Origin of the sequence: Winogradskyella sp. PE311 (assembly GCF_046545555.1) — a bacterium.
GTDB lineage: Bacteria > Bacteroidota > Bacteroidia > Flavobacteriales > Flavobacteriaceae > Winogradskyella.
The window spans coordinates 589,373-614,035 of sequence record NZ_JBHZTH010000001.1 but is presented as its reverse complement, the minus strand read 5'-3'; the positions used below and the strand labels follow the sequence as shown (position 1 = coordinate 614,035).

The following is a 24,663-nucleotide window of genomic DNA, read 5'->3' as shown; positions in this document are numbered from 1 at the left end:
TGTAGTGTTAAATCATGTGAAATTGATGAAGTAAAAAAGCTAGTAGATTATGGAAACGGCAAAATCAAAAAAATCAGTTTCACATATAAAAGATGAAACAAATGAAAGATTTATTTAAAAGAATTTTAGTAGTAGCGGTGATGTTAGGAACATACACTAGTTACGCAAGCGAGACCTTAGAAATTAATACTTTAACTCACAACGTTGAAAAAGGAAACAAGATTACTGTAACTGACGGAACTGGTGAAATTATATATATCGGTTTAGTAAATTATGACGGTAATCTTACAAATCTATTTGACTTTTCGCAATTAAGAGATGGTAATTACACTGTAGAAGTTAATAAAGATTTTGTTATTGAAATTAACTCGATTAATGTGAAAAATAATGTAGTTACATTTAATTCGAATATAGAAGAGAAGATTTATAAACCTGTATTTAGAATAGAAAACTCTAAAATAATAATCTCTAAACTAGCCTTAGATAATAAGGGTATGGATATAAAGCTTTATTATAACGATGAAGTTATTTTTTCTGAAACTGTTAAGGGAGAAAAAATCTTAAATCGTATTTACCAACTCGACAATTCCTTCAAAGGAGAATATACGACCGTTATAAGGTCTAATGATAGAGTATTTGTTGAGACATTTAGAATATAAATTGTTGTTTATATATTAGTTATTTATTTAGTAGAAGAGTGGGCTTTTTAAGCCCACTTTTTTATTCAAATAGTTTTGGACAACATTATTTAAAAGCTCCGGGATTAGTGTTCTTATATTTTTTCATTAAACCAAGAATCAAATAAATTCTTAATTGGAGAATTTACTTGTAGAACAATATTGGTGAAATAAATCACATTTTTTTTATACCTTCATAACAACTAACTAATCCAATTTGTTTTTATGAAACGACGAAATTTTATCAAAAAGACCGCAGGTGCTACTGCTGTATTCTCTATTGTTCCAAGTTTTGTTTTAGGTAAAACCCATGTTCCTCCAAGTGATACTTTGTATATAGGTGCTGTTGGAGTTGGTGGCCGAGGCGGTGGTGTTGTTAGAGATTTAACTGCTACTAACAAAGTGAAATTTGTTGCCTTATGCGACGTTGATGATAATATGGCAAAAGGAAGTTACGAAGCACACCCTAAAGCTAAACGTTATAAAGATTTCAGAAAACTATACGATGCCCATATTAATGAAATAGACGCTGTAATGGTTGGGACACCAGATCATACACATGCGACAATTGCATTACCATTTATGCGAGCAAAAAAACATGCTTATGTCGAAAAACCATTAACACATAACATTCATGAAGCACGTCTTATGGCAAAGGTTGCGGCAGAAAAAGGCATAGTTACACAAATGGGTAACCAAGGAAGCTCAAGTGAAGGTATTAGAGTAACGCAAGAATGGATTGACTCTGGTGTTTTAGGAACTATTGAAAAGGTAGACTGCTGGACAAACAGACCTGTTTGGCCACAAGGACTAAGAAATATTAACGAAGGTGAACCTGTACCACCAAGTCTCGATTGGGACCTATGGTTAGGACCAGCTCAAGATCGCCCTTATCATTCTGCCTATTTGCCATTTAAATGGCGAGGCTGGTGGGATTTTGGCACAGGCGGTTTAGGTGATATGGGTTGCCATATTATGGAAACTCCTTTTAAAACTTTAGGGCTGGGTTCACCATATGAAGCTGAGGCAAGTTGCACTACCGTTTGGGCTGGTGATTTTGTAGAGGCTAATTATAATAAGGCCTGTCCACCATCATCCATAGTACGTCTAAAATTTGATACTAAGAAACATGGGAAAGTGGATTTAAACTGGTACGATGGAGGTATTATGCCAGATTTACCAGACGAATTAAAGGATGGCGAGTTTATCGGTGATTGGAGCGGTGGAAGCGTGTTTTACGGTACAAAAGGCATGTTGGTTACAGACTGTTATTCTGGAAATCCAAGACTATTACCAAGCAGTAGCATGAAATATTTTAATAAACCTGAAGCAACATTACCTCGAATAAAAAATGGTAGTAACGGCCATGCTCTTAATTGGGTAGAAGCCTGTATGACAGGTATAAAAACGTCATCTCCTTTTAGCTATGCTGGACCATTAACTGAATCTGTACTTATGGGTAATTTAGCTATAAAGGCCTTTCAGTATAAAGTTCTAAAGGAAGGTAAAACTCAAAGAGATTGGGCTCCTTTTGATTATCCTGGTCGTAGAAAATTACTTTGGGATGGAGATGCAATGCGTGTTACAAATTATGAAAAAGCTAACGAATGGGTAACTAGAGATTATAGGAAAGGCTGGGAGGTTAAATAGGTAAATATTCAATGCTAGTTAGCTAAAAAATAATATATTTAATCAGTTATCTAATTTCTCAATTTATTTAAATCCTTTTAATTAAACACATTGATTATCTAATGTATAGATCAGTTTATGAATTATACCGAACTAATCAGCTCTTCATCAAATTACTCCTGCTCAATAAAAAAAATTTCATTTATATTAGAATTAGATTTTAATGTCGAAACCACCTAACGAATGAATTTTAAAATTTGTAAGTACCTAAAATTGATAAAGTATCCTATTATAATAATTGGTATTTTAATAAGTTCTTATCAATTAAATTCTCAAACACTACTTTTTAATGAAACACCTGTTAGCGACGTAGGTGTATCTAATAATATTGGCAAAGCAAATACCAGTAGAAATATTGCAATTGATAATGCAGGTAATATTTTTGTTGTTTTTACAGGGAGCAATGGTATTAGAGTTGCAAAAAGTGAGGATAGAGGTGCGACATTTTTACCGAGCATACAAGTCTCCGCAGTAACCGGAAATATTGAACCAGAAATTATCATAAATAATCAAGGCATAATCTTTGTCGCTTGGGTAGAAAATGAAGAAATTAAATTAAGTAAAAGTATAAATGCAGGTTTAACTTATTCCTCAGAAATAGTTGTAGGACCAATTACGATTTCTCAAGTTACTTTTGAAGATAATGAAACTGTTCATCTCTCAACATTTGATAATAATCTTTATATTACAGATAGATCAGGAGAGAATGTGTATTCAAACTCTAATAATGGTGATGGTCCATTCACAAATATAAACCTACCTAATTTTGCATACTCTGATATCTTTGTAGATCAAAATGGAGTTATATATGCTCCAAGAGACAATCCTACATTAGAGTTATATAATAGTGTTGACAATGGTCAAAGTTTTAATCAAATAATAATACCAAATTCACCTCAGGTTTTTTTTTCGAGTTATACATTAAGTGATGGCCCTTGCGGCACCTTTATTTTCGTCGCTGGTTCGGGCTCATTAGGCTATAAAATAGATGTTTCTGATGGTAGCACAGAAGCAATCACCTTTGGTGAAAGTAATATTACAAGTCATGCCAGAACACTCTTTGCAGATACCCAAGGAACGATCATTGACGGTTATAAGAATGATCTTAGCGAATTAGTAATTAGCGTTAGTTTTGATCAAGGTGGTATTTTTAACCCTCCTATATTAATTTCTGATGGTGAAAGTCATAATATAGATAGAAATACATTTTACAATGATATTGTTGTTGCGTATAGTAAAAATGACCAAGTTTTTGTTACGGTATACACCGACTTATTAAAGGGTATTGAAATTATTGAGCCTAATCCTGCAATTGACATTTGTTCCGGAACTTCATTTGATTTACCATTTACACTAACTGGCAGTTTTAGTCCAAACACAACATTTTCTGCAATATTAAGTGATGCTTCTGGTAGCTTTCAAAATAGTACTAATGTAGGTGAATTAATTACTAATATGGATGGTAGTATTAATGTTACACTTCCTTCACTATTAACTCCAAGTAGTGACTATAGATTATTAATTGAATCTATAGTTGATTGCACTCAGAGTCAACCCATCAATATTAGTGTCGGTAATATAGATATTGTACAACCAAATAATCTTGCAGAATGCCAAAATGAAAATGGTTTGGCAGAATTTGATTTGACGTCGCAAATTACATCAATATTAAACGGTCAAACTAACATAGATCTAACATTTCATACAACAGAAGATGATGCAAATAATAATGTTGGAGCCATTTTAGACACAGCTACATTCTTAAGTAATTCTACTACTATTTGGGTTAGAGCGCAAAGTCAAGAATCTATTGTATGTTATGGTATAACAAACTTTGATATAGAGGCTTTAGTCGCCCCAAATCTAATTGAAATGATCTCTTTAGATCAGTGCGACGTTGATCAAGACGGTATTACCTTGTTCAATCTTACAGAAACTAATAGTATTATCACATCTAATTCTGCTTTTGATTTTACATATTACATGACTGAAATTGAAGCAATATCTGGTGATCCTTCTACTCAAATAACAAATGTTACAGCTTATCAAAATCCAACACCTTTAAACAGCGTTGTATATGCCAGAATAGAAGCAGATACAGGGTGCTTTGACACCGTACAAATAAACTTAAATGTTGGAGCAACTCAAATTCCGCAAAATTTTGAGCTAATTTATGAATCTTGTGATGATGTAGATTTTGGATCTAATATAGATGGTATTAGCACCTTTAACTTTAGTAATGCTGCAAGTCAAATAGAGGGATTATTCCCTGCTGGTCAAAACTTAGAAACTACATTTTATCTTAATGAAAATGATGCGTTACAAGAATTAAATGCTATTACAAATCTTATAGATTATAGGAATGTGTTATCCCCAAACAGTCAGACAATTTGGGTTAGAGTTGATAATCTAGATAATAATGGGTGTGAAGGATTAGGCCCACACGTTATTCTAAACGTTTTAGAAGTTCCTATAAATAATCCTATTAGCAATTATCAATTATGCAGTGATAACGGTAATTCTACTTTCGATCTTACAACAAAAGACGCAGAAGTAGTTGGCACCCAAACTCAAAATTTTATTATTAATTATTACCAATCGCTTGCAGATGCTGAAAACGATATACCTATTGCTAATCCAAATAATTATGTGAGTTCTGGTCAAACTATATTTGTTAGGGCTACGTACGATACAAATAATGATGGTATTGCTAACCTAGGAGAATGCTATAATGCAATAGACATGCAATTTAATTTAGTAATTAATTCATTGCCTGTAATTTTTGAGCCAGACCCTATAGAAATATGCAGTGAGCAATTAAATACTATATATGATTTAACTATAAATGAGAGTCAAATTCTAAACGGTGATAGTAGCTTAGAAATTAACTATTTTGAATCTGAAAATGATATTAATAATAATAATCCAATACAGAATCCTTCAACATATTTAAACACTCAGCTTAGCAGAGATATTATCGTTTTAGTTACCAACGTAAATAATTGCGTTTCTTCACAAATCCAAAGGTTAAATACAACGTTATATGATGATTATAATTTTAATCCACTTCCAATTGAAGAATGTGAAGTAGATAATGATGGTTATGATAATTTTGATTTGACTCGTGTTGAACCTGATATTTTAAACTTACTTGATGCAAGTGCCGCAAATGACCTAAATATAAGCGATTATATATTTACTTACTACGAATTAGAAAGTGATGCATCCTTAGCTATCGAAGATTTATCACGTTCTATTTCTGATCAAACAACATTTATTAATACAATTTTTAGTCAACAAATAATATATGTCCGTGTTACTAAAATTAGTGGCAGCAACAATCAATGTTTCGCTGTAATACCCGTAACTTTAATTGTAAATTCTGCACCACCCATACCAATAGCAGATCAATATGTAATATGTCTATCTAATACAAATTCTGTAATAGATAATGTAAATACTACATTTATAGAAAATCCTCCAATAGATACAGAGCTAAGCTCTAATGATTATACGTTTCAATGGTATACTGGCTCTGAGCAAGATGTTATTATTAATCCAATAGAACATATTCTTGTTGGTGAAATTGCACCTATGTTTAATCCAACTGCACCAGGCACCTATACTGTAATAACAACAAATAATGAAACCGGCTGCACAGTTGCAGCAAGCACATTGGTTATTGCTTCCTATCCACCAGAAAGTATTACTTTAGAACTAATTAGCCCTACATTTTCTGGAACTAATACATTAGAAGTCATAGTTGTTGGTAATGGGGAATATAATTATAGTTTAGATAATGGTCTTTGGCAAGATTCACCCATATTTAATAATGTTGCGGGAGGAGAACATGAAGTTAGAGTTAGAGATATTTATAACTGTAACATGCTTATTGCTGTAAAAAGTATAATAGATTATCCCCGTTACTTTACACCTAATAGTGATGGTTATCGTGATACCTGGAATATAACTAGCATAGCAAATCAACCTGATGCAAAAATATATGTATTTGATCGCTATGGGAAATTATTAAAACAGTTAAATCCTGGCAGTGTTGGCTGGGATGGCACATATAATGGTAATAAAATGCCAACTAGTGACTATTGGTTTACGGTTGAATATATAGAACCTTTAGATAATATAAAGCGTGTTTTTAAAGCTCATTTTACATTAAAACGATAGTCCTTTTATTTATTGACCTGGGAAATCAGCCTTTCGCTTCTCTAAAAAGGCTGTTGTACCTTCAACAAAATCTTCGGTACCAAAACAGTTGCCAAACGATTCTATCTCTACATCATATCCATTAATACCATCTTCATAATTTGCATTTATTGCTCGGATTGCTTCTGAAATAGCAACTGATGAATTTTTCATTATTTTACTCGCTATTTTTTCGCAAAGCGGTATTAAATCAATCTGTTCTACCACATGGTTTACTAATCCAAAGATTAATGCTTGGCTGGCATCAATCATACCAGCAGTCATTACCATCTCCATAGCTCTTCCTTTACCTACCAATTGAGGTAAACGCTGTGTACCTCCATATCCAGGTATAACACCTAATGAAGTTTCTGGTAATCCCATTTTAGCGTTACTACTAGCTACTCTAAAATGGCAGGCCATAGCTAGTTCTAAACCACCGCCAAGTGCAAATCCATTAACTGCTGCAATAACTGGTGTACTGAGTTTTTCAACGAAATCAAATAATAAAGCTTGACCTTGGGCTGCTAATTTACCACCTTCTTCAATATTAAAATGAGAAAATTCGCTAATATCAGCACCTGCTACAAAAGCTTTTTCACCACTACCTGTAATTAAAATAACTTTAGTATCCCCATCGTTATTAGCTTCATCAAATGCTTTGTGCAACTCTGAAATAGTATCTTTATTTAAGGCATTGAGTTTTTTAGGTCTATTAATAGTAATGGTTGTAATTCCATTGCTATAATTCGAAAGTATATTGTTGTAGTTCATAGAAAATAATTTAATCTCAGCTAAAGCAGAAATTTCATTTTTATATCAATTCTGTAAATTTATAATAACGCTACTCGTTCTTTTAAAGGAATTTAGTCTTTAGGAAAATTAACCATGAACGTGGTCCCCTCTCCCTCTTTAGAAACAAAGGTAATACTTCCATTATATGTTTCAACAATATTTTTTACCATAGCCAAACCTAATCCCATTCCACTAGTTTTAGTGGTAAATTTTGGTTCAAATACTTTAGATTTATTTTCCTCAGAAATCCCTGAACCATTGTCTTTTACAGTAATTTTTACATCATTCTCATGACTTAAAACTTTAACTTCAATCTTTGGGTTTTTAGAATTCTCAGGTATCGCTTGAATTCCATTCTTTACAAGATTAGTTACTACTCTAATAAGTTGTGTTCGATCAAACTTAGCAATGATATCTTTATCATCAGGATAAAATGAGATATAATCTTCGTTGAAGATATCTAAAGCCAACTTTACGATATGTGAAACATTTAAAACCTCCTTCATTTGAGCTGGCATTTTAGCAAAATTAGAAAATGCAGACGCTATAGAGCTCATTGTATCTATCTGCTGAATCAGTGTATTACTATACTCTTCTACCTTTTGATAAATATTATCATCCTCAGGATTAAATTTTCTTTGAAAACTCTGAACACTCAATCGCATGGGTGTTAAAGGGTTTTTGATCTCATGTGCAACTTGCTTGGCCATCTCTCGCCAGGCTTGTTCTCTTTCACTAGTTGCTAATTTTACAGCACTGTCTTCTAGCTCATCAATCATACTATTGTATGAATTGACTAGAGTCTCTATTTCATCACTAGAAGATTCTATTTCAATTTTCTTATTCCGTTTTTCTAACCTAATTTCATTCATTTTATCACTAATGTTCTTAAGGGATTTTGTGATATATTTTGAAATGAAATAAGCAAAAACTATAGCTGCCAATATCATTGCTAAATAAGCATAGCTAAGGCGCAATAAAAACTCATTCAGTTCTTTATTTAAAAAATCATCATTTTCTAAATAAGGCAAATTCAAAATTGCTAAATTTTTAAATTTTTCATCTGTTATATAAGAATATGAAGATTGAAAAGTTTGTCCATTTTCTTCTTTTTTAAGCACATAACGATGCTCTGCTGTGCTAGATAATAGATTTAATACTTCTGCTTCAACGCATTGCTCAGTCGTATCGCGTTGAATCGTTCTTTTGGAACTTTTTAATAATTGACCATCCAAATCGTATAAATTAACTTGTAGGCTATGAATAGCATCAATATCAAAAATGGCATCTTTAAAAATCAGTGGAATATTATCTGTTGTTACCGGATATGTGGTCTTTTGAATAGTAAAGTTTATACTTTTTCTTATCGCCTTTTCCTTACGTTCTAAACGCTCTTTATGGTAATCCTTAGCTTCCTCATTATACTGATAAATAGTAACAGCAGCAATTAAAATTGAAGCCAGTAATACTAATAGTATCATGGCTACAAATATTCGTGCTCGTAAAGACAGTCTTTTTATTTTCATCAAAGTGCCCTTGAAAAAGGGTATCTGTTATGATTATCTACAATTTTCTAAATATAGCAATAATCAAGCCAACTAGGCTTCTGGATTTTTTGATCTAATATTTTTATATAGTTTAAAACCAAGCATTATCAGAATCCCTAAAACAATAATTCCCACAACTCCAAAGATCCAATTGATAGTGCTTTTTAAAATTACTAAAAACACCACTGCAAATAATATAAATGTGGCGCCTTCATTCCATATTCGCATAAAATTTGAAGTTACCTTTACATTATCCTTTTGAAGTTGTTTATAGTATATATGTGTTTTGTATTGGTAAATAAAAAGTAAAATAACAAATACTAATTTTACGTGCATCCAACCTTGTTCTAACCAACCTGGTCTTAGAATTAAAAGCCAAATCGCAAAAATAGTCGCCAATATGGCTGATGGCCATGTAATAATAAACCAAAGTCGTTTAGCCATTAATTTTAATTGCTTTCCTAAAATTTTCTTTTCTGGAGACGGTTTATGAAAAGCTTCAATTTGATAAACAAATAATCGTGGAATATAAAATAAACCAGCAAACCATGTGATTACAAAAATGAGGTGTAGGGATTTTATATAATCATAAAATTGTCCTGAAAATTCTCTAATAATGTCTCCCATCAATCTTCAACAAACAAATAGTTTAACTGTCTAGTATTAAACGCTGCATTAAACGCTTTTACCTCATCATTCAAAATAGTATTAAATGCATCTAATTGTGTTTTAATTTTACCAGATAATTCGTTCTTCACTGCAATATCTTGTTCGGTTGGTGGAAAATCACCCATACTTACGAGCGAATTTAAATGCCCTAATTTATTAGTCAACTTAATCGGGAAATTTAAAGGGTCTTGTCCACTTCGATTTTTAGTCTGGTATAACTCCTTTTCAATATTAGATAATTGTTCTTCTAACGTTTTAGCTTTTTCAACTAGCTCTTTTACATTAGCGTCATCCTTATATTGCTTCTGAAATGCGCTCAACTGTTTGTTAACTGCTCTAATTTTCTTAATAGATTTATGCGCGTCGTCCATTGTTTTGTTAACATCTTTAATAAAATCGAATTGCTTTTGCATGTCTGCCAAAGTACTTTCTGCTCTTGGGTCAGCTACAATAGTAAATGGTTGAGATTGATCTGCACCATTTATATTTAAACTTACTTTATAAGTACCCGGAATTGCTCTAGGCCCCTGTAAACTTGCCCACCATAAAATCATGCCAGGTAAGCGTTCTGCTCCATCATAAGTCATATTCCAAACAAACTGATTTCCTCCTTTTTCAACTTTTAATTTATTCTTCTTGTCTTTAGTTGAAAACGTTTTAATCGTATCTCCTTTAGTATCAAAATAAGTTAGAGAAACTTTATCATCTTTCTTGAAATCTTTTAGATTAAAATATGTAATTACACCATTAGGGTGATTAGTTCCAGAAGTTTTACTACCAGTTCTACTTCCACCACGCATTCTGTAAGTGTCTTTTGGTTTGAAGAGTACATTTTTACTTAAATCGGCATTATATAACTGATGAATTACAGATAAATCATCAATCATCCAAAGACTTCTCCCTTGGGTAGCTACAATTAAGTTATTGTCTTTGATGGTTAAATCTGTAATTGGTACAATTGGTAAATTCAGCTGAAAAGGCTTCCAGTCTTTACCATCATTAAACGAAATATACATTCCTGTTTCTGTACCAGAATATAAAAGACCTTTTCGTTTTGGATCTTCTCTAACTACTCTTGTAAAATGCTCTTCGTTAATACCATTTGTAATTTTTGTCCAACTCTTTCCATAGTTAGTCGTTTTATATAAATAAGGTGCAAAATCACCTGTCTTATATTTTGTACCTGCGACATAACATGTACCTTCATCAAATGCACTTGGCTCAATGCTATTAATCATCATCCATTCTGGCATGCCTTTAGGCGTAACATCTGTCCAAGTCTTTCCACCATCTTGAGTTATGTTTATTAAACCATCATCACTTCCAACCCAAAGCAAGCCTTCTTTTAATGGCGATTCTTGTGCTGCAAAAATGGTACAGTAATATTCCACTGATGTATTATCTTGAGTGATTGGTCCACCTGAAGATTTTAGTTTTTCAGGATCATTTCGTGTTAAATCCGGACTAACAATATCCCAAGATTGACCTTCGTTTTCTGTAACGTGCACGTGTTGAGAAAACGTATATAATCGATTTGGGTTATGCTTAGAAAATATGATAGGGAAATTCCATTGAAAACGATATTTCATACCTTCAGCGCCATGTCCCATTGGGTTATCTGGCCAAACATTAATGGCTCTAACCGTTCCTGTTTTATGATTTCTTCGTGTTAAAAAACCATCATAACTTCCGCCGTAGACGATATCATTATCTTCTGGATCGACAGCAATATGAGCAGATTCGCCTCCTGCTGTAGATTCCCAATCGTCTTCTGTTATAGACCTTCCGTCGGTACGATGCGGAATTCTAATTGTAGAGTTATCTTGTTGCGCCACATAAATACGATATGGAAATGCATTGTCTGTAGTCACACGATAAAACTGTGATGTTGGTTGGTTGTAATAGGTACTCCATGTTTCACCACCATCATATGTGACTTGAGCTCCACCATCATCTCCAATAATCATTCGTTTAGGATCTTCTGGTGCAATCCATAAATCGTGGTGATCTCCATGAGGTGCATTGTATGTGTTGAAATTTCGTCCACCATCTGTACTTTTATGATAGCGTACATTTAAAACATAAACCGTATTTACATCTTCTGTATCTGCATATAATCTTGTGTAATACCAAGCTCGTTGACGCAATTTGCGCTCACTATTAACTTGCGTCCATGTATCACCTCCATCTTCACTTCGGTATAAACCACCTTTGTCTTTATTTTCGATAATAGACCAAATGCGTTGGCTATTTAAAGGTGAAACGGTAACACCTATAATGCCTAAAGTGCCTTCAGGAAACCCTTTATTAGTTGAAATTTCTGTCCAAGTTTCTCCACTATCTGTACTTTTCCAAAGTGCTGAACCTTCTCCTCCTGAGTTTAGACTATAAGGCGTTCTATTGATTCTCCAAGTCGAAGCATACAAGACTCTTGGATTTGTCGGGTCCATAATTAAATCTACAACTCCAGCATGCTCATTAGAAAATAAAGTTTTCTTCCAAGTTTTTCCTCCATCAATACTTTTATAAACTCCGCGCTCTTGTGTTGGTTTGTATAAGTTTCCCATAACACCTGCAAAAACAATGTTATGATTTGTAGGATGAATAGCTATTCTTGGTACATGTCTCGATGTTTTTAACCCTGATGATTTCCATGTTTTACCAGCATCTTCACTTTTCCAGATACCATATCCAGAAGATACGTTACCTCTTACTGTTTTTTCACCACCACCAACATACATAACATTAGGGTCGCTTTTTGAAACTGCTATAGCTCCAATACTTCCGCCAAAAAAACCATCAGAAATATTTTCCCATTGTCGACCTCCATTAGTTGTTTTCCAGATACCTCCTCCAGTAGACCCAAAATAATAAAGGTTTGGTTGATTAGGTACTCCTGTTACAGCAGCACTTCTACCACCTCTAAAAGGGCCAAGAAGTCTATACTCCAAGACATCATAATCTGATTCTTGAAAGTTTTGTGAGTATGTATTTAAACTAAAAAATGATAGCAGAAGAACTGCAATAGATATAGAAAATTTCATGTCGAAAAGCGGTTAGTTATTCAATTTTAAAATTACGGATTAAATATTATTTATCCGCCTTGGTCATTAAATTTAACTTTACCTCACGTTGCAAGAAATAAGCAGTAACAATAGTCGCTAATACATCTGAAATCGGAAACGCCATCCAAACTCCTAAAGCGCCATAATACTTAGGCAAAATAAATATTAAAGGAATAAAGAATAAACCTTGACGTAAAAGGGTCAACAATAATGCAGGTATTGCTTTACCTATAGCTTGAAAATACGCTGCACCAATCAATTGAATCCCAATTATCGGTGTTGCAGCAAAAACCCAACGCATTGCAGAAGGTGTCTCTTTTAGTACTTCTGCATCTTGAGTAAAAAGCTTAGTGATTGCATCTGGAAAAATCATTAGAAACACAAAGATTACAGCACACAATAAAATACCATATTTTATGGCTGTCGTTATCACTTCGCGAACTCGTTTATACTTTTCTGCACCATAATTAAAACCAGCAATTGGCAGAAATCCTTGAGTAATTCCGTAAACAGGAAATAAGGCAAACATTAACATGCGTCCGACAATAGCGTATGCTGTCACTGATGTTTCACCACCCAAATCGAATAAAATATTATTCATTAACAAATACGTCACACTAACAATAGCTTGTCTCGCCAAAGTCACAAATCCTAAAGAACCTATTTCTTTTACAATAGGAAGATCTAAACCAAAATGTTTAATATCAATTTTTAATTCTGAATTTTTAGATAAGAAAAACCAAAGTATAAATAAGAAACATAGCAGATAAGAACCTGTAGTTGCCCAAGCAGCTCCTGCCATACCAAAATCAAAGACTTTAATAAAAAGTACATCTAACAAAAGGTTTCCTACAGAAGGAAATAACATAGCATACATGGCAAATTTAGGCTTACCTTCTGCTCTAATTACTGTATTTCCCATCATACAAAATGCTAGGATAGGCACTCCGTATAAAACAATTCTATAATAGGTTCTAGCTGGTTCAAAAATTGCGCCTTTACCTCCAAAGGCTGGCACAATGTCATTTATATATAGAAGTCCAAAAACTACAAACAGTATAGTTACAATTGCTGTTAATGTTATCTGGTTACCAAACGTTTTAAGGGCTTTTATAGGGTTATCGGCACCTAAGGCACGAGAAATAATTGAAGAACCTCCAATACCAATTGCCATACCTAAAGCGGCAATAAAAAACGAAACAGGTAGCACCACATTTATGGCTGCAATTGCTGTTGGCCCAATCCATTGGCCGACAAAAATAGTATCTACTAGGATGTTTAGTGACATAACTAAAATACCAATAGATGCTGGTACAGCTTGCTTAATCAGTAATTTACCAATGGGTTGATGTCCTAAATCTTGTGAAGATACCTTAGACATTAAACGGCTAGAGTTTCTTTAGTTGCCCATTCTTCTATGATATTACTAAGCACTTGAGCGAAATCCTCACGCTCATTTAAACAAGGAATGACTGTAAATTCTTTACCACCAACTTCGTGAAAAATTTCTTCACCTTCCATGGCAATTTCTTCTAAAGTCTCTAAACAATCACTTACAAAAGCTGGTGTTACAATGGCCATTTTTTTAGTACCTGCTTTTCCCATACGCTCTATAGTTCTATCCGTGTACGGTTTTAACCAGGGATCGAAGCCTAAACGCGATTGAAAGGTCGTAGAATATGTGCCATTCTTAAGGCCTAATTTTTTAGCCACATTAACTGTTGTGATTTCGCACTGATGTCTATAACAAAACTCATGTTGCTCACTGCCCTTTTTAAAACAGCATTTACCATTCATTTTACAGTTTCCGTTAGTGATATCACTTTTGCGAATATGGCGTTCTGGTACACCATGATAGCTGAATAGAATATGCTCGTAATCTAACTGTTCTAAAACTTCTCTTATACTTTTAGAAAGCACATCAATATAATCTTGACGTTTATAAAACGCTGGAGTCTTTGTTATTTTAATTTGTGGGAAAAATTCGGCTACCAATTCATCAATTTTTACATCAATGGTTTCGGTCGTCGCCATTGCAAATTGCGGATATAGAGGGATTGTCTTTATTTCAGTGCAGCCTTTATCAACTAACTCTTGTATGCCTTTTTTTAAGGTCATGCTACCATAACGCATAGCTAAAGCAACAGGATAATCTACTTGTTGCTGAACTTTTTCTTGAAGTCTTTCAGAAAGTACAATCAATGGCGAACCGTCTTCCCACCATATTTTTTTATAGGCTTTTGCTGAAAGTTTTGGTCGTGTATTAAGAATTATACCTTTAACTAAAAGTGTTCTAGCAATTAAGGGTAAATCAATTACACGTTCATCCATCAAAAATTCACCCAAATATTTTTTTACATCCTTTGGGTTTGGGCTATCCGGAGACCCTAAGTTGACTAGTAGTATTCCTTTTGACATAATTTTCTTTTTCGAAAAACAAAAATACAACTCTATTCTGTAATTTTTGTTGAACTTTATATAGGTTTTACTTATATGCCTATTGCGAAATTATTTTCTATTAAAACTCTATAATTTTATTATGGAATATCTGTTATATAAGTAACTTCAACGAGTTTTAAGGAATGACCATGGCTGTTTCAAGTATTTAAATATCTTTACAAGTCCTTTGTTTAATTAAAGATTCTTGGTTTCACAAAATATATATATGAGAAAAAATCTTACAGTCCTAACACTTCTGATTTCAATAACTTGTTTTGCTCAGCAACAATACCAAAGTCTACTTTGGGAAATAACGGGTAGCGATCTAGAAAAGCCTTCTTATCTCTATGGCACAATGCATGTTAGTAAAAAAGTAGCTTTTCGTTTAGATGATGTTTTCTATAAAGCATTAAATACAAGTGATTGCGTAGCGTTAGAGTCTGATCCAACGACTTGGCCTGGTTTTAATTATGAGATGATGTTAAATGAAATGTCTTATTATAATAATTACAGAAATGAATTTTACACAAATCTTTTTAAGTTAATCCATCCTGAAGAAATGGCGATTAGAGGATCGGTTAGGATGGATAATGGTGCTGTAAATGCTTATCTTTATAGAAAAAATAATGCCTCAGACAATTTTGAAGAAGAAACATATTTAGATATGTTTATTTACCAAGCTGGTAAGAAAAATAATAAAGAAATTTATGGTCTAGAGGATTTAGCAGAGTCGCGTTATTTAACCACAAAAGCAGCTTATAACGCGAACAAGAAAGATCTAGAGCCTTGGTTACAAAAACTATATGCAAAGGAAAATCCATATTTAATTCAGGAGAATTTATATCGCGATCGCAATCTCGATTTATTAGATTCTATTGGAGCAGGTGCAAATACAGAATTCTATAGAGAGCATATGCTATTTATTAGAAATGAAAATATGGTGAATTCTCTGATAGAATTAATGCCTAGTAAATCTGTATTTGCTGGTGTTGGTGCTGCACATTTACCTGGTAATAAAGGTATGATTAATATGTTGCGCCAACGCGGTTACAATGTAAAATCATTAACATCTAAACAATCAGATTACAGTAAGAATCAAAAATTAAAACTCGACAGTTTATTTGTAAATCCAGAGTTAAAAATGCATTACACACCAGATGGATTTTTAGGATTAAATACTTATGACGAATTGCGAGAATTCTCATATGGTGCTCAAAAATATTACCTAGATCCAGACATGACGAATGGAGCCTATTTAACCGTTAATAGGATCAGTCGTTTTACATATCTGCCAAATGAAAAAGACAATATTACTTTAAAGGATATTGACCACTTATTGTATGAAGATATTCCTGGAGATATTCTTAAGAAAGAAGAACTAACAACACCATATCCTGGTATAAGTATCGTTAACAAAACAAAGAAAGGTGAATTTCAAAAATATCATATCTACCAAACACCTTTGGAAATTATTGTTATAAAATTTGCAGGCCGTAGTGATTTTGTTCTAAAACATGGTGACAAAATATTTAATTCGATACAATTAAAATCGCCTTCAGACTCAGAAAAATTGTTCATTTCACCTTACAATAAATTTGAGGTTAGTTTTCCTGAATATTACACAACAAGTAATATGACTAACAGTGGCAAAAAGTTAGTTGAGGGTTATAAAAATGATGCTTATTATTTTTTAGAAGAAGCTGCATTAAATGACATGTCTTACATTGAAGAAGATAGCTTTGAAGCTAAATATTTTCATCACGCACTTTATAAGGCCTATAAATTAAAAGAAGCAAAAGGTAGCTTTAAAAGAGGCTTGTATAAAAACTATGAATCTTACGCTATACTAGATTCCCTATCTAACAAAAAACTACATCTAAAAACAATTGTAAAAGATGGTAGTTATTATCTGTTAGGATATGTTGGCATAAGCGAAGCTGAAAAAACAGACTTTTTTAAATCCTTTAAGTTTAGAACTACTAACTATAATGGTTTTAAAAAAATCATTGATACATCCCTGCATTTTTCTGTGCTAACAAATACAAAATCACCATTACCTAATCCATACGCTAATGGTAATTACAATAATGGAAAAAATGTAAAGGATTATCAAGAAAAGACAAATACAACGAATTATACCACCAAGGCTAATGAACAAATTGTTGTTACCAGAAAAAAGTTTCATGATCTTCACATGTTTCATAGCGTTGATAGCTTATGGGAAAAACAAGAACGTAAGGTCAATTACTCAACTAAATATTCTAAAATTAGTAAAAAGTTTAAAATTTCTAATCGCTCAACCACTTCAAAAAATGGTATTTATTATCACAGTTTTTCTTATACAGATTCTGGCAGTGCCAAACAGGTTATGGTTAAAAATATTTTAAAAGAAGGTGTCCTTTTTGAACTAAAGACTTTAACGGACTCCATTACTGGTCCATCAAAATTTGTAACTGAATTTTATAAATCATTTACTCCCAAAGATACGTTAATGGGTAAAAACGTTCTTGAAGATAAAACAACACTATTTTTTAAGGCTCTAAAAGCTAATGATAGTATTGTTTTAGAATCCTATAATCTTATTAAGTTTAAAAAATCAAATACTGACGATATTATTTCTGTTTTAAAAGATCATAAATTTGAAAAAGAACGGTTAAAAATTAAATCACATCTGGTCGAAGAGCTTATCAAAATAGATTTAAAGCGTCATTTAGAATTTATAAAACAATTATATTATGATAGTTATTCTGATCCTCAAACACAGATTGCTATTTTAGAAGGTTTACTTAACTCTAATCAAAAAGACAACTATAATATAGCCTTAGACCTTATGGAACGAGATTTACCTTTAGGTCGAGTAGGTAATATTTTCTATACCTACTATAAAAGAGATTCTTTAAAATTAAAAACAACCTTATTTCCTAAACTATTGCAGTACAGCACTATAACCGAATATAAGAATCCAATTTACAGCTTATTATCTAGATTAAAAGACAGTGGGCACATTAAAACCAAGGTGTATAGTAAATACAAAAATCAACTTATTAATGATGGTAAAATTGAGATAAAACGAAATTTAGGTAGTGCAACTAACTATAGATACAACTCATATTCTAATGACCTCTCTACTTATGTGAAACTTATTTATCCTTATAAAAATGATCGTATTGCAAAAGATTTTTTCGATAAATTATTAAATGTAGATGATAAGATTGCTTTAGTAAGTTATTATGTTTTATTGATACAAAACGAAGCAAAAATTCCACAAAAATTAAAAGAAAAAATACGCGATAACGAAGAAAATCAGTATTTACTTTTAGAAAAACTTAATAAATTTAATCTATTAAAAAATGTAGCATCTTTAAATATTAATCAGCAACAATTTGCAAAATCTAAATTGTTATCTAACTCTAGTTACGAAAAAGAAAAAGACTCTATTAGATTTATTTTTAAGCGCGACTTTGTAACAGATGAAGGCAAAAATGCTCATATGTATTTTTATAAAGTAACTAAGGATGATGACTACTCTGGTAAAACCGAAATACTCCATTACATATCATTCTTAAAACCAAAAGATCCTGAACAGATTGTGGTTAAAGTTTATAATAGATCTCAAAATTATGGGACACCAATTGATAAAACAAAAACACTAGAAGAACAATATAACGAGATTATTAATTTAGCGATTTACAAAGACAGAAAACGGGTAACTCCGAGTAGACCCAGTGGAGATTATTATGATTATTAACTTGAACCCATAATATACTTCTTAGGTGTAGTTCCAAATTTCTTTTTAAAAGCTGCTATAAAATGGCTAGAAGTGCTATAGCCTACTTTAAGACCAACCTCATTAACATTATGGTCACCAGACTCTAAAAGTTTGCGCGCCACCTCCATCTTATAATCAAATAAGAAGCTATAAACTGTGTCTCCGTAAATTTGTTTAAAACCTTCTTTGAGTTTCTTTAAGCTCAAACCTATAGCTTCTGAGAGTTCTTGTAATGTTGGTGGCTCAGCCATATTAGCAATAATAATATCTTTAGCCTTCTTTAACTTAGCAACATTTACCTCATCTACTAAAAACGGACATTGCTCAATATCTGCCTCTTCACTGCGATTAAAGTATAAACTTAATAACTCATAGACCTTTCCCTTAAAATAGAGCGACTTTATAGAGTTATTGAGATTAAAACTAATTAACTGATTTAAAACTACTGCCATTGAGGGATTTATTTTACCGTCGGTGTAATACTTTTTGTTTTTATTCTCATCCGTTAAAAATGTCACATAATTTGCGTCACGAGAAAATAATCCATGAAATTTTTTAATGGATATAGCTAACGAGATTAACCAAGAATGTGGTTGTAACTCTAAATGAATAGGTAAATCGCGCTGAGGATTGTATAATAATAATGAGGTGTCTTCATTGATTGCTAAATTGTAATTTCCCTGGTTAAAAACAAAAGCTCCAGATCCTTTAGTGCAAAAATGAAATTGAATATAACTACTATCTATTTCTCGTTCTAAAGTTTCAATCGCATCTTTATCATTTTTCCGTGTTAAAACAAAAAAGCCTTCTTCTATAAAAGTTTCATCAAAAGTACCTTTAGCGATACTTTTTTGAGTCTTTTTTTCAATATTCATTTTATTCTTATTTAGATTCGTTCTAAACAAAAGGTTAAAAACCCCTTGATTTTACTGTAAAAATATGATATAAATCATATTTTTATAAAATTTAATCTTAAAAAACCAGAAACGATACTTTATGTTCTTCTAGCGTTACTTTTTTATGAGTAACAGAATTATTTTTGTTCCGCTATTTAAAATTAATATCAGGATTAAATAACAACTAGTTGTTATATAACAGAATGAAACAAAACAAAAGCACATACTTTTATGCAATTGGTCTAAGTTATAAAAAGGCAGACGCAGAGGTACGTGGACATTTTAGTTTAAGTGATACTGCAAAAAAAAACCTTTTAGCCCAAGCAAAGCAAAATGGCATAGAAAGTGTTTTAGTGGTTTCTACTTGCAACAGAACCGAACTTTATGGTTTCGCAGAGCATCCTTATCAACTCATTCATTTACTTTGTGAAAACACAAAAGGGACTGTTGAAGCGTTTCAAGAAGTAGCTTATGTCCATAAAAACAATGATGCTATAAATCATATGTTTAGAGTAGGCTCTGGCTTAGATAGTCAAATCCTTGGTGACTTTGAAATTATAAGTCAACTCAAATTTGGTGCGAGAGCTTCAAAAAAAGAAAATTTATTAAATTCATTTTCCGAACGACTAGTTAATGCTGTTATACAAGCAAGTAAGCGCATAAAAACAGAAACAGAATTATCTTCTGGTGCAACTTCTGTATCCTTTGCTTCTGTGCAATATATCATGAACACTATTCAGGATATTTCTGAAAAAAATATTTTACTATTCGGAACTGGAAAAATCGGAAGAAACACTTGTGAAAACTTAGTAAAACATACTAAGAATCCGCATATCACATTAATTAATAGAACAAAAACTAAAGCAGAAGAAGTTGCTGGTAAATTTAATCTCATTGTTAAAGATTATGAGAATCTAGAAAATGAAATTAACAGATCAGATATTGTAATAGTGGCTACTGGTGCAGAAAACCCTACTGTCTATAAATCTTTGATTTCTACCAATAAGCCTCTTTTAATTCTAGATTTATCAATCCCTAAGAATGTAAATGAAGATATTAGAGATCATACAAATATAACTTTAGTACATTTAGATGATTTAGCAAAAATTACAGATGATACTTTAGAAAAACGTAAAGCTTTTGTTCCAGAAGCCGAGTCAATTATTGAAGCAATTAAATCAGAGTTTAACGCTTGGTTAGATACGCGTAAATTTGTACCAACAATACAAGCCATAAAGCACAAGTTAACGGATTATAAAAACTCTGAATTTAATGCTCAACGTAAAAAAATGTCCGATTTCAATGAAGATCAGGCTGAGCTAATTACAAATAATCTCATTCAGAAAATAACAAATCAATTTGCTCATCACTTAAGGGAAGATAGCAACTCATCTGATGAAAGTATAGAGCTCATCAAAAAAATATTTCAGTTAGAAACTACAGATAATGTCTAAACTTATTCGCATTGGCACACGCGACAGCCAGCTCGCTATGTGGCAAGCAAAAACGGTTCAATCTCAACTTGAGCATTTAGGGCATAAAACCGTTTTAGTACCTGTAAAATCTACAGGAGATTTAGTTCTTGATAAACCATTATACGAATTAGGTATTACAGGTATTTTTACAAAAACATTGGATATTGCAATGCTTAACGAGGATATCGATATTGCAGTACATTCACTTAAAGACGTTCCTACTGTATTACCAAAAGGTATTGTGCAAGCCGCTGTTTTAAAACGCGGAAATATTAATGACACCCTTGTTTACAAAAAGAATGAAGAGTTTTTATCTGCCAGAGATGCAATTATTGCTACAGGCAGTTTAAGGCGTCGTGCACAATGGTTAAATCGTTATCCAACACATACTATTGTAGGACTTAGAGGTAACGTCAACTCTAGACTAGAAAAGCTTGAAAATAATGAAGATTGGAATGCAGCTATTTTTGCTGGAGCTGGTTTAGGTAGATTAAATATTACACCAGAAACGTCAATAAATCTTCATTGGATGATTCCCGCACCTGCACAAGGAGCAATAATGATTACTGCTTTAGAAGCTGACGAAGAAACTAGAGCTATTTGTGCAGAAATCAATGACGAAGTAAGTGAAATTTGTACATCAATAGAGCGCGAATTTCTAAATCGTCTCGAAGGAGGCTGTACTGCACCAATCGGTGCTATTTGTTATATCAATAAGGAAGAAGAGGTCAACTTTAAGGGTGTTCTTCTAAGTAAAGATGGGACAAAAAAAATAGAATATACTAAGGTTGTAGCATTAGATAAAAAAGACGAATTAGCGAAACTTGCTGCAGATTACATTATCGAAAAAGGTGGTAAAACTTTAATAGATCAGCTGCAAAGAAGTGATAAAACTACAAATATTTATTCCACTAAAAAACTAACTGACGATCAACGGCTTTTATTTCATAATAATGTCGTTTCAGAAAGTAATGATGCCATAAAAATTAGCTTAAATCGGTTGTCTAAAAGTTTAATTAGAAATGAAATTAAAAATGTAATTATTACCAGTAAAAATGCTGTTGAAGCTTTATTAACTAATTTTTCTGCGCCAGAATTACAATTTAAAGATATTTATTGTGTAGGCCGAAGAACAAAGCGTATGGTTGAAAAACGAATTGGTAAAGTAAAACATACAGAAGCGAATGCTAAAAAGCTTGCTGAATACTTAGTCGAATATATTGATGGCACAGAGGTTACCTACTTCTGTAGTGATTTAAGACTAGACGATTTACCAAATATATTAACTGAAAATAATATTACAGTAAATGAAGTTGAAGCCTATCAAACAAAGTTTGATGCAGATAAAATTGAAGGTAATCTAGATGGTGTACTATTCTATAGTCCTTCTACTGTAGATAGTTTTTTGAAGCAAAATAAAGCCAATGGCATTGCTTTTTGTATTGGTGAAACCACTGCCAAGGTGGCAAAACAATATTTTGAAGATGTTAGAATTGCAAGAGTGCCAACTGTTGAGAGTGTCATAGAGTTGGTGAACGAACATTACGTTTAGATATGATTAAAAACGATTTATTTTTAAGAGCATTAAAAGGAGAAACTGTAGACCGTCCACCAGTATGGATGATGCGACAAGCAGGTAGATACTTACCTGAGTTTATGGAAATTAAAAAGAAATATGATTTCTTTACACGTTGCCAAACACCAGAATTAGCAAGTGAAATCACAGTACAACCTATTCGTCGTTACGGTATGGATGCTGCAATTTTGTTTTGCGATATTTTAGTGATTCCGCAAGCCATGAACATTGAGGTACAGATGAAACCTAATTTTGGACCTTATCTCCCAAATCCTGTGCGTTCTCAAAAAGATGTTGATAATGTTATTGTACCAGATGTAAAACAAGAACTAAGCTATGTTTATGAAGCCATAAAAGCCACTAAAGAAAAACTTAATAATGAGATTCCGTTAATTGGTTTTGCTGGCTCTCCATGGACAATTTTATGTTATTGTGTGCAAGGGCAAGGCTCTAAAAACTTTGATAAAGCAAAAGAATTTTGTTTTACAAATCCTATTGCTGCACATCAGTTACTACAAAAGATTACAGATACAACTATTGCTTATTTAAAAGAAAAAGTAAAAGCAGGTGTTAACGCGGTACAGGTTTTTGATTCTTGGGGAGGTATGTTATCACCAGTAGATTATCAAGAGTTTTCTTGGCAGTACATTCAGCAAATTATTGATGCTTTAAAAGATGAAACTCCAGTAATTGCATTTGGCAAGGGTTGTTGGTTCGCACTTAGTGATATGGCAAAATCTGGCGCTTCTGCATTGGGTGTAGACTGGACGTGCTCTGCGCGTAACGCACGTTATTTAACAGGTGGCAATATTACATTACAAGGTAATTTTGATCCTACACGTTTATTCTCACCACCTTCAGAAATTAAAAAGATGGTGCATCAAATGATAAATGAATTTGGAAAAGATAAATACATCGTAAATTTAGGTCATGGTATTTTACCCAATATTGGTTTAGATAATGCCAAGGCATTTATTGACGCTGTAAAGGAATACGAGGCTTAAATTGTTTAACTTTTCGCGTAACAGAAAGGAAATTAATACGTCTTGTTTAATAGAAGATGTTTATTAATTAAAAACAAAAAAATGATTCAAAATATACTCAAAGGACTTCAAGTTTATACAGGTGCATATGCCTTAATTTCAAAATTGAAATTATGGAAGTATTTTGTAATACCTATGCTTATAAGCTTTGTTGTTTTTGTCTTAATTTTTGTGTCGGCTTATGGTCTCTCTGATAATTTAGGTGAGTGGATAGCTGGCATTTGGGTCTGGGATTGGGGAAAATCTACCTTTATATTTATTTCGACAATTATAGCTGCTATAGCCATTTTCTTTATTGGAGTTTTCCTATTTAAACATATTATTATGGCATTATCCACGCCATTCATGAGTCCTGTTTCAGAAAAGATTGAAGCCTATTATACAGGTCAACCAACTACGAATTACACAAATTCAACTTTTACTAAACAGTTACTGCGAGGTGTGAGATTAAGTTTAAGAAACTTATCGCAAGAATTATTGTTCACTATTCCAATCTTACTACTAAACTTTATTCCCGTTGTAAATATCTTCTCTACAGCATTACTATTTTTAGTGCAAGCATACTATGCTGGTTTTGGAAATATGGATTATACTCTTGAGCGTCATTTTACGTATAAAGAAAGTGTAAGTTTTATCAGAAAAAACAGAGGTTTAGCTATAGGTAATGGCATTGGATTCTTACTTTTATTATTTATCCCTGTAGTTGGTGTAGTTCTCGTCTTACCACTATCGGTGACTTCAGCATCGGTAATTGCAGTTGATTTACTTTTTGATGATGATGGGACTATTGGCTTTGAGCCATTTGAAAAACTTAATGCATAAT

At 32.5% G+C, this 24,663-nt stretch carries 15 protein-coding genes; 8 read left to right on the top strand and 7 right to left on the bottom strand.

The features are described from left to right. The first annotated feature begins 101 nt into the window (after window positions 1-101). The 3 genes from ACFWU4_RS02650 (at window position 102) to ACFWU4_RS02640 (ending at window position 6,548) form a co-directional block, all read left to right on the top strand. Window positions 102-659 (top strand): hypothetical protein, encoded by a 558-nt coding sequence (locus ACFWU4_RS02650; RefSeq protein WP_411124598.1) that lies wholly within the window; start codon window positions 102-104, stop codon window positions 657-659. Window positions 660-902: 243 nt separating this feature from the next. Then, on the top strand, window positions 903-2,327 hold the full coding sequence (locus tag ACFWU4_RS02645; RefSeq protein WP_411124596.1) for a Gfo/Idh/MocA family protein: 1,425 nt from the start codon (window positions 903-905) through the stop codon (window positions 2,325-2,327). A 222-nt stretch (window positions 2,328-2,549) separates the two neighbouring features. After that, window positions 2,550-6,548: a T9SS type B sorting domain-containing protein gene (locus ACFWU4_RS02640; protein WP_411124594.1), complete on the top strand. Its 3,999-nt coding sequence runs from the start codon at window positions 2,550-2,552 to the stop codon at window positions 6,546-6,548. 9 nt (window positions 6,549-6,557) lie between these two features. On the opposite strand, the gene ACFWU4_RS02635 is transcribed toward ACFWU4_RS02640, so the two are convergent. The 6 genes from ACFWU4_RS02635 to hemH all read right to left on the bottom strand — a co-directional run bounded on the left by ACFWU4_RS02635 (window position 6,558) and on the right by hemH (window position 15,060). Further along, window positions 6,558-7,340 (bottom strand): enoyl-CoA hydratase/isomerase family protein, encoded by a 783-nt coding sequence (locus ACFWU4_RS02635; protein WP_411124591.1) that lies wholly within the window; start codon window positions 7,338-7,340, stop codon window positions 6,558-6,560. Window positions 7,341-7,432: 92 nt separating this feature from the next. Next, window positions 7,433-8,887: an ATP-binding protein gene (locus ACFWU4_RS02630; protein WP_411124589.1), complete on the bottom strand. Its 1,455-nt coding sequence runs from the start codon at window positions 8,885-8,887 to the stop codon at window positions 7,433-7,435. Window positions 8,888-8,959: 72 nt separating this feature from the next. Continuing rightward, window positions 8,960-9,535: a CopD family protein gene (locus ACFWU4_RS02625; RefSeq protein WP_411124587.1), complete on the bottom strand. Its 576-nt coding sequence runs from the start codon at window positions 9,533-9,535 to the stop codon at window positions 8,960-8,962. Further along, window positions 9,535-12,621, bottom strand: coding sequence for a VPS10 domain-containing protein (locus ACFWU4_RS02620; protein WP_411124585.1), 3,087 nt, complete (start codon window positions 12,619-12,621; stop codon window positions 9,535-9,537). Before ACFWU4_RS02620 ends, ACFWU4_RS02625 begins: the two co-directional genes overlap by 1 nt. A 46-nt stretch (window positions 12,622-12,667) precedes the next feature. After that, on the bottom strand, window positions 12,668-14,023 hold the full coding sequence (locus tag ACFWU4_RS02615; RefSeq protein ID WP_411124583.1) for an MATE family efflux transporter: 1,356 nt from the start codon (window positions 14,021-14,023) through the stop codon (window positions 12,668-12,670). Further along, window positions 14,023-15,060: a ferrochelatase gene (gene hemH, locus ACFWU4_RS02610; RefSeq protein ID WP_411124581.1), complete on the bottom strand. Its 1,038-nt coding sequence runs from the start codon at window positions 15,058-15,060 to the stop codon at window positions 14,023-14,025. Before hemH ends, ACFWU4_RS02615 begins: the two co-directional genes overlap by 1 nt. 247 nt (window positions 15,061-15,307) lie before the next feature. Here hemH and ACFWU4_RS02605 point away from each other — a divergent pair, with 247 nt between their 5' ends. Further along, window positions 15,308-18,829, top strand: a complete 3,522-nt coding sequence (locus tag ACFWU4_RS02605; protein ID WP_411124579.1) for a TraB/GumN family protein — start codon at window positions 15,308-15,310, stop codon at window positions 18,827-18,829. Here ACFWU4_RS02605 and ACFWU4_RS02600 read toward each other — a convergent pair. Then, a complete protein-coding gene (locus tag ACFWU4_RS02600; protein ID WP_411124577.1) occupies window positions 18,826-19,725 on the bottom strand; it encodes a helix-turn-helix transcriptional regulator in 900 nt (299 codons plus the stop codon). The genes ACFWU4_RS02605 and ACFWU4_RS02600 overlap by 4 nt on opposite strands. A gap of 224 nt (window positions 19,726-19,949) precedes the next feature. On the opposite strand from ACFWU4_RS02600, the gene hemA reads away from it, so the two are divergent. The 4 genes from hemA (at window position 19,950) to ACFWU4_RS02580 (ending at window position 24,662) form a co-directional block, all read left to right on the top strand. Beyond that, window positions 19,950-21,200: a glutamyl-tRNA reductase gene (gene hemA, locus ACFWU4_RS02595; protein WP_411124575.1), complete on the top strand. Its 1,251-nt coding sequence runs from the start codon at window positions 19,950-19,952 to the stop codon at window positions 21,198-21,200. After that, on the top strand, window positions 21,193-22,773 hold the full coding sequence (gene hemC, locus ACFWU4_RS02590; protein WP_411124573.1) for a hydroxymethylbilane synthase: 1,581 nt from the start codon (window positions 21,193-21,195) through the stop codon (window positions 22,771-22,773). Before hemA ends, hemC begins: the two co-directional genes overlap by 8 nt. A 2-nt stretch (window positions 22,774-22,775) precedes the next feature. Further along, window positions 22,776-23,801 (top strand): uroporphyrinogen decarboxylase, encoded by a 1,026-nt coding sequence (gene hemE / locus ACFWU4_RS02585; protein WP_411124571.1) that lies wholly within the window; start codon window positions 22,776-22,778, stop codon window positions 23,799-23,801. A gap of 81 nt (window positions 23,802-23,882) precedes the next feature. Beyond that, window positions 23,883-24,662 carry an EI24 domain-containing protein gene (locus ACFWU4_RS02580; RefSeq protein WP_411124569.1) on the top strand — a complete coding sequence of 260 codons (780 nt, stop codon included), beginning with the start codon at window positions 23,883-23,885 and terminating at the stop codon, window positions 24,660-24,662. Window position 24,663 lies beyond the last annotated feature (1 nt).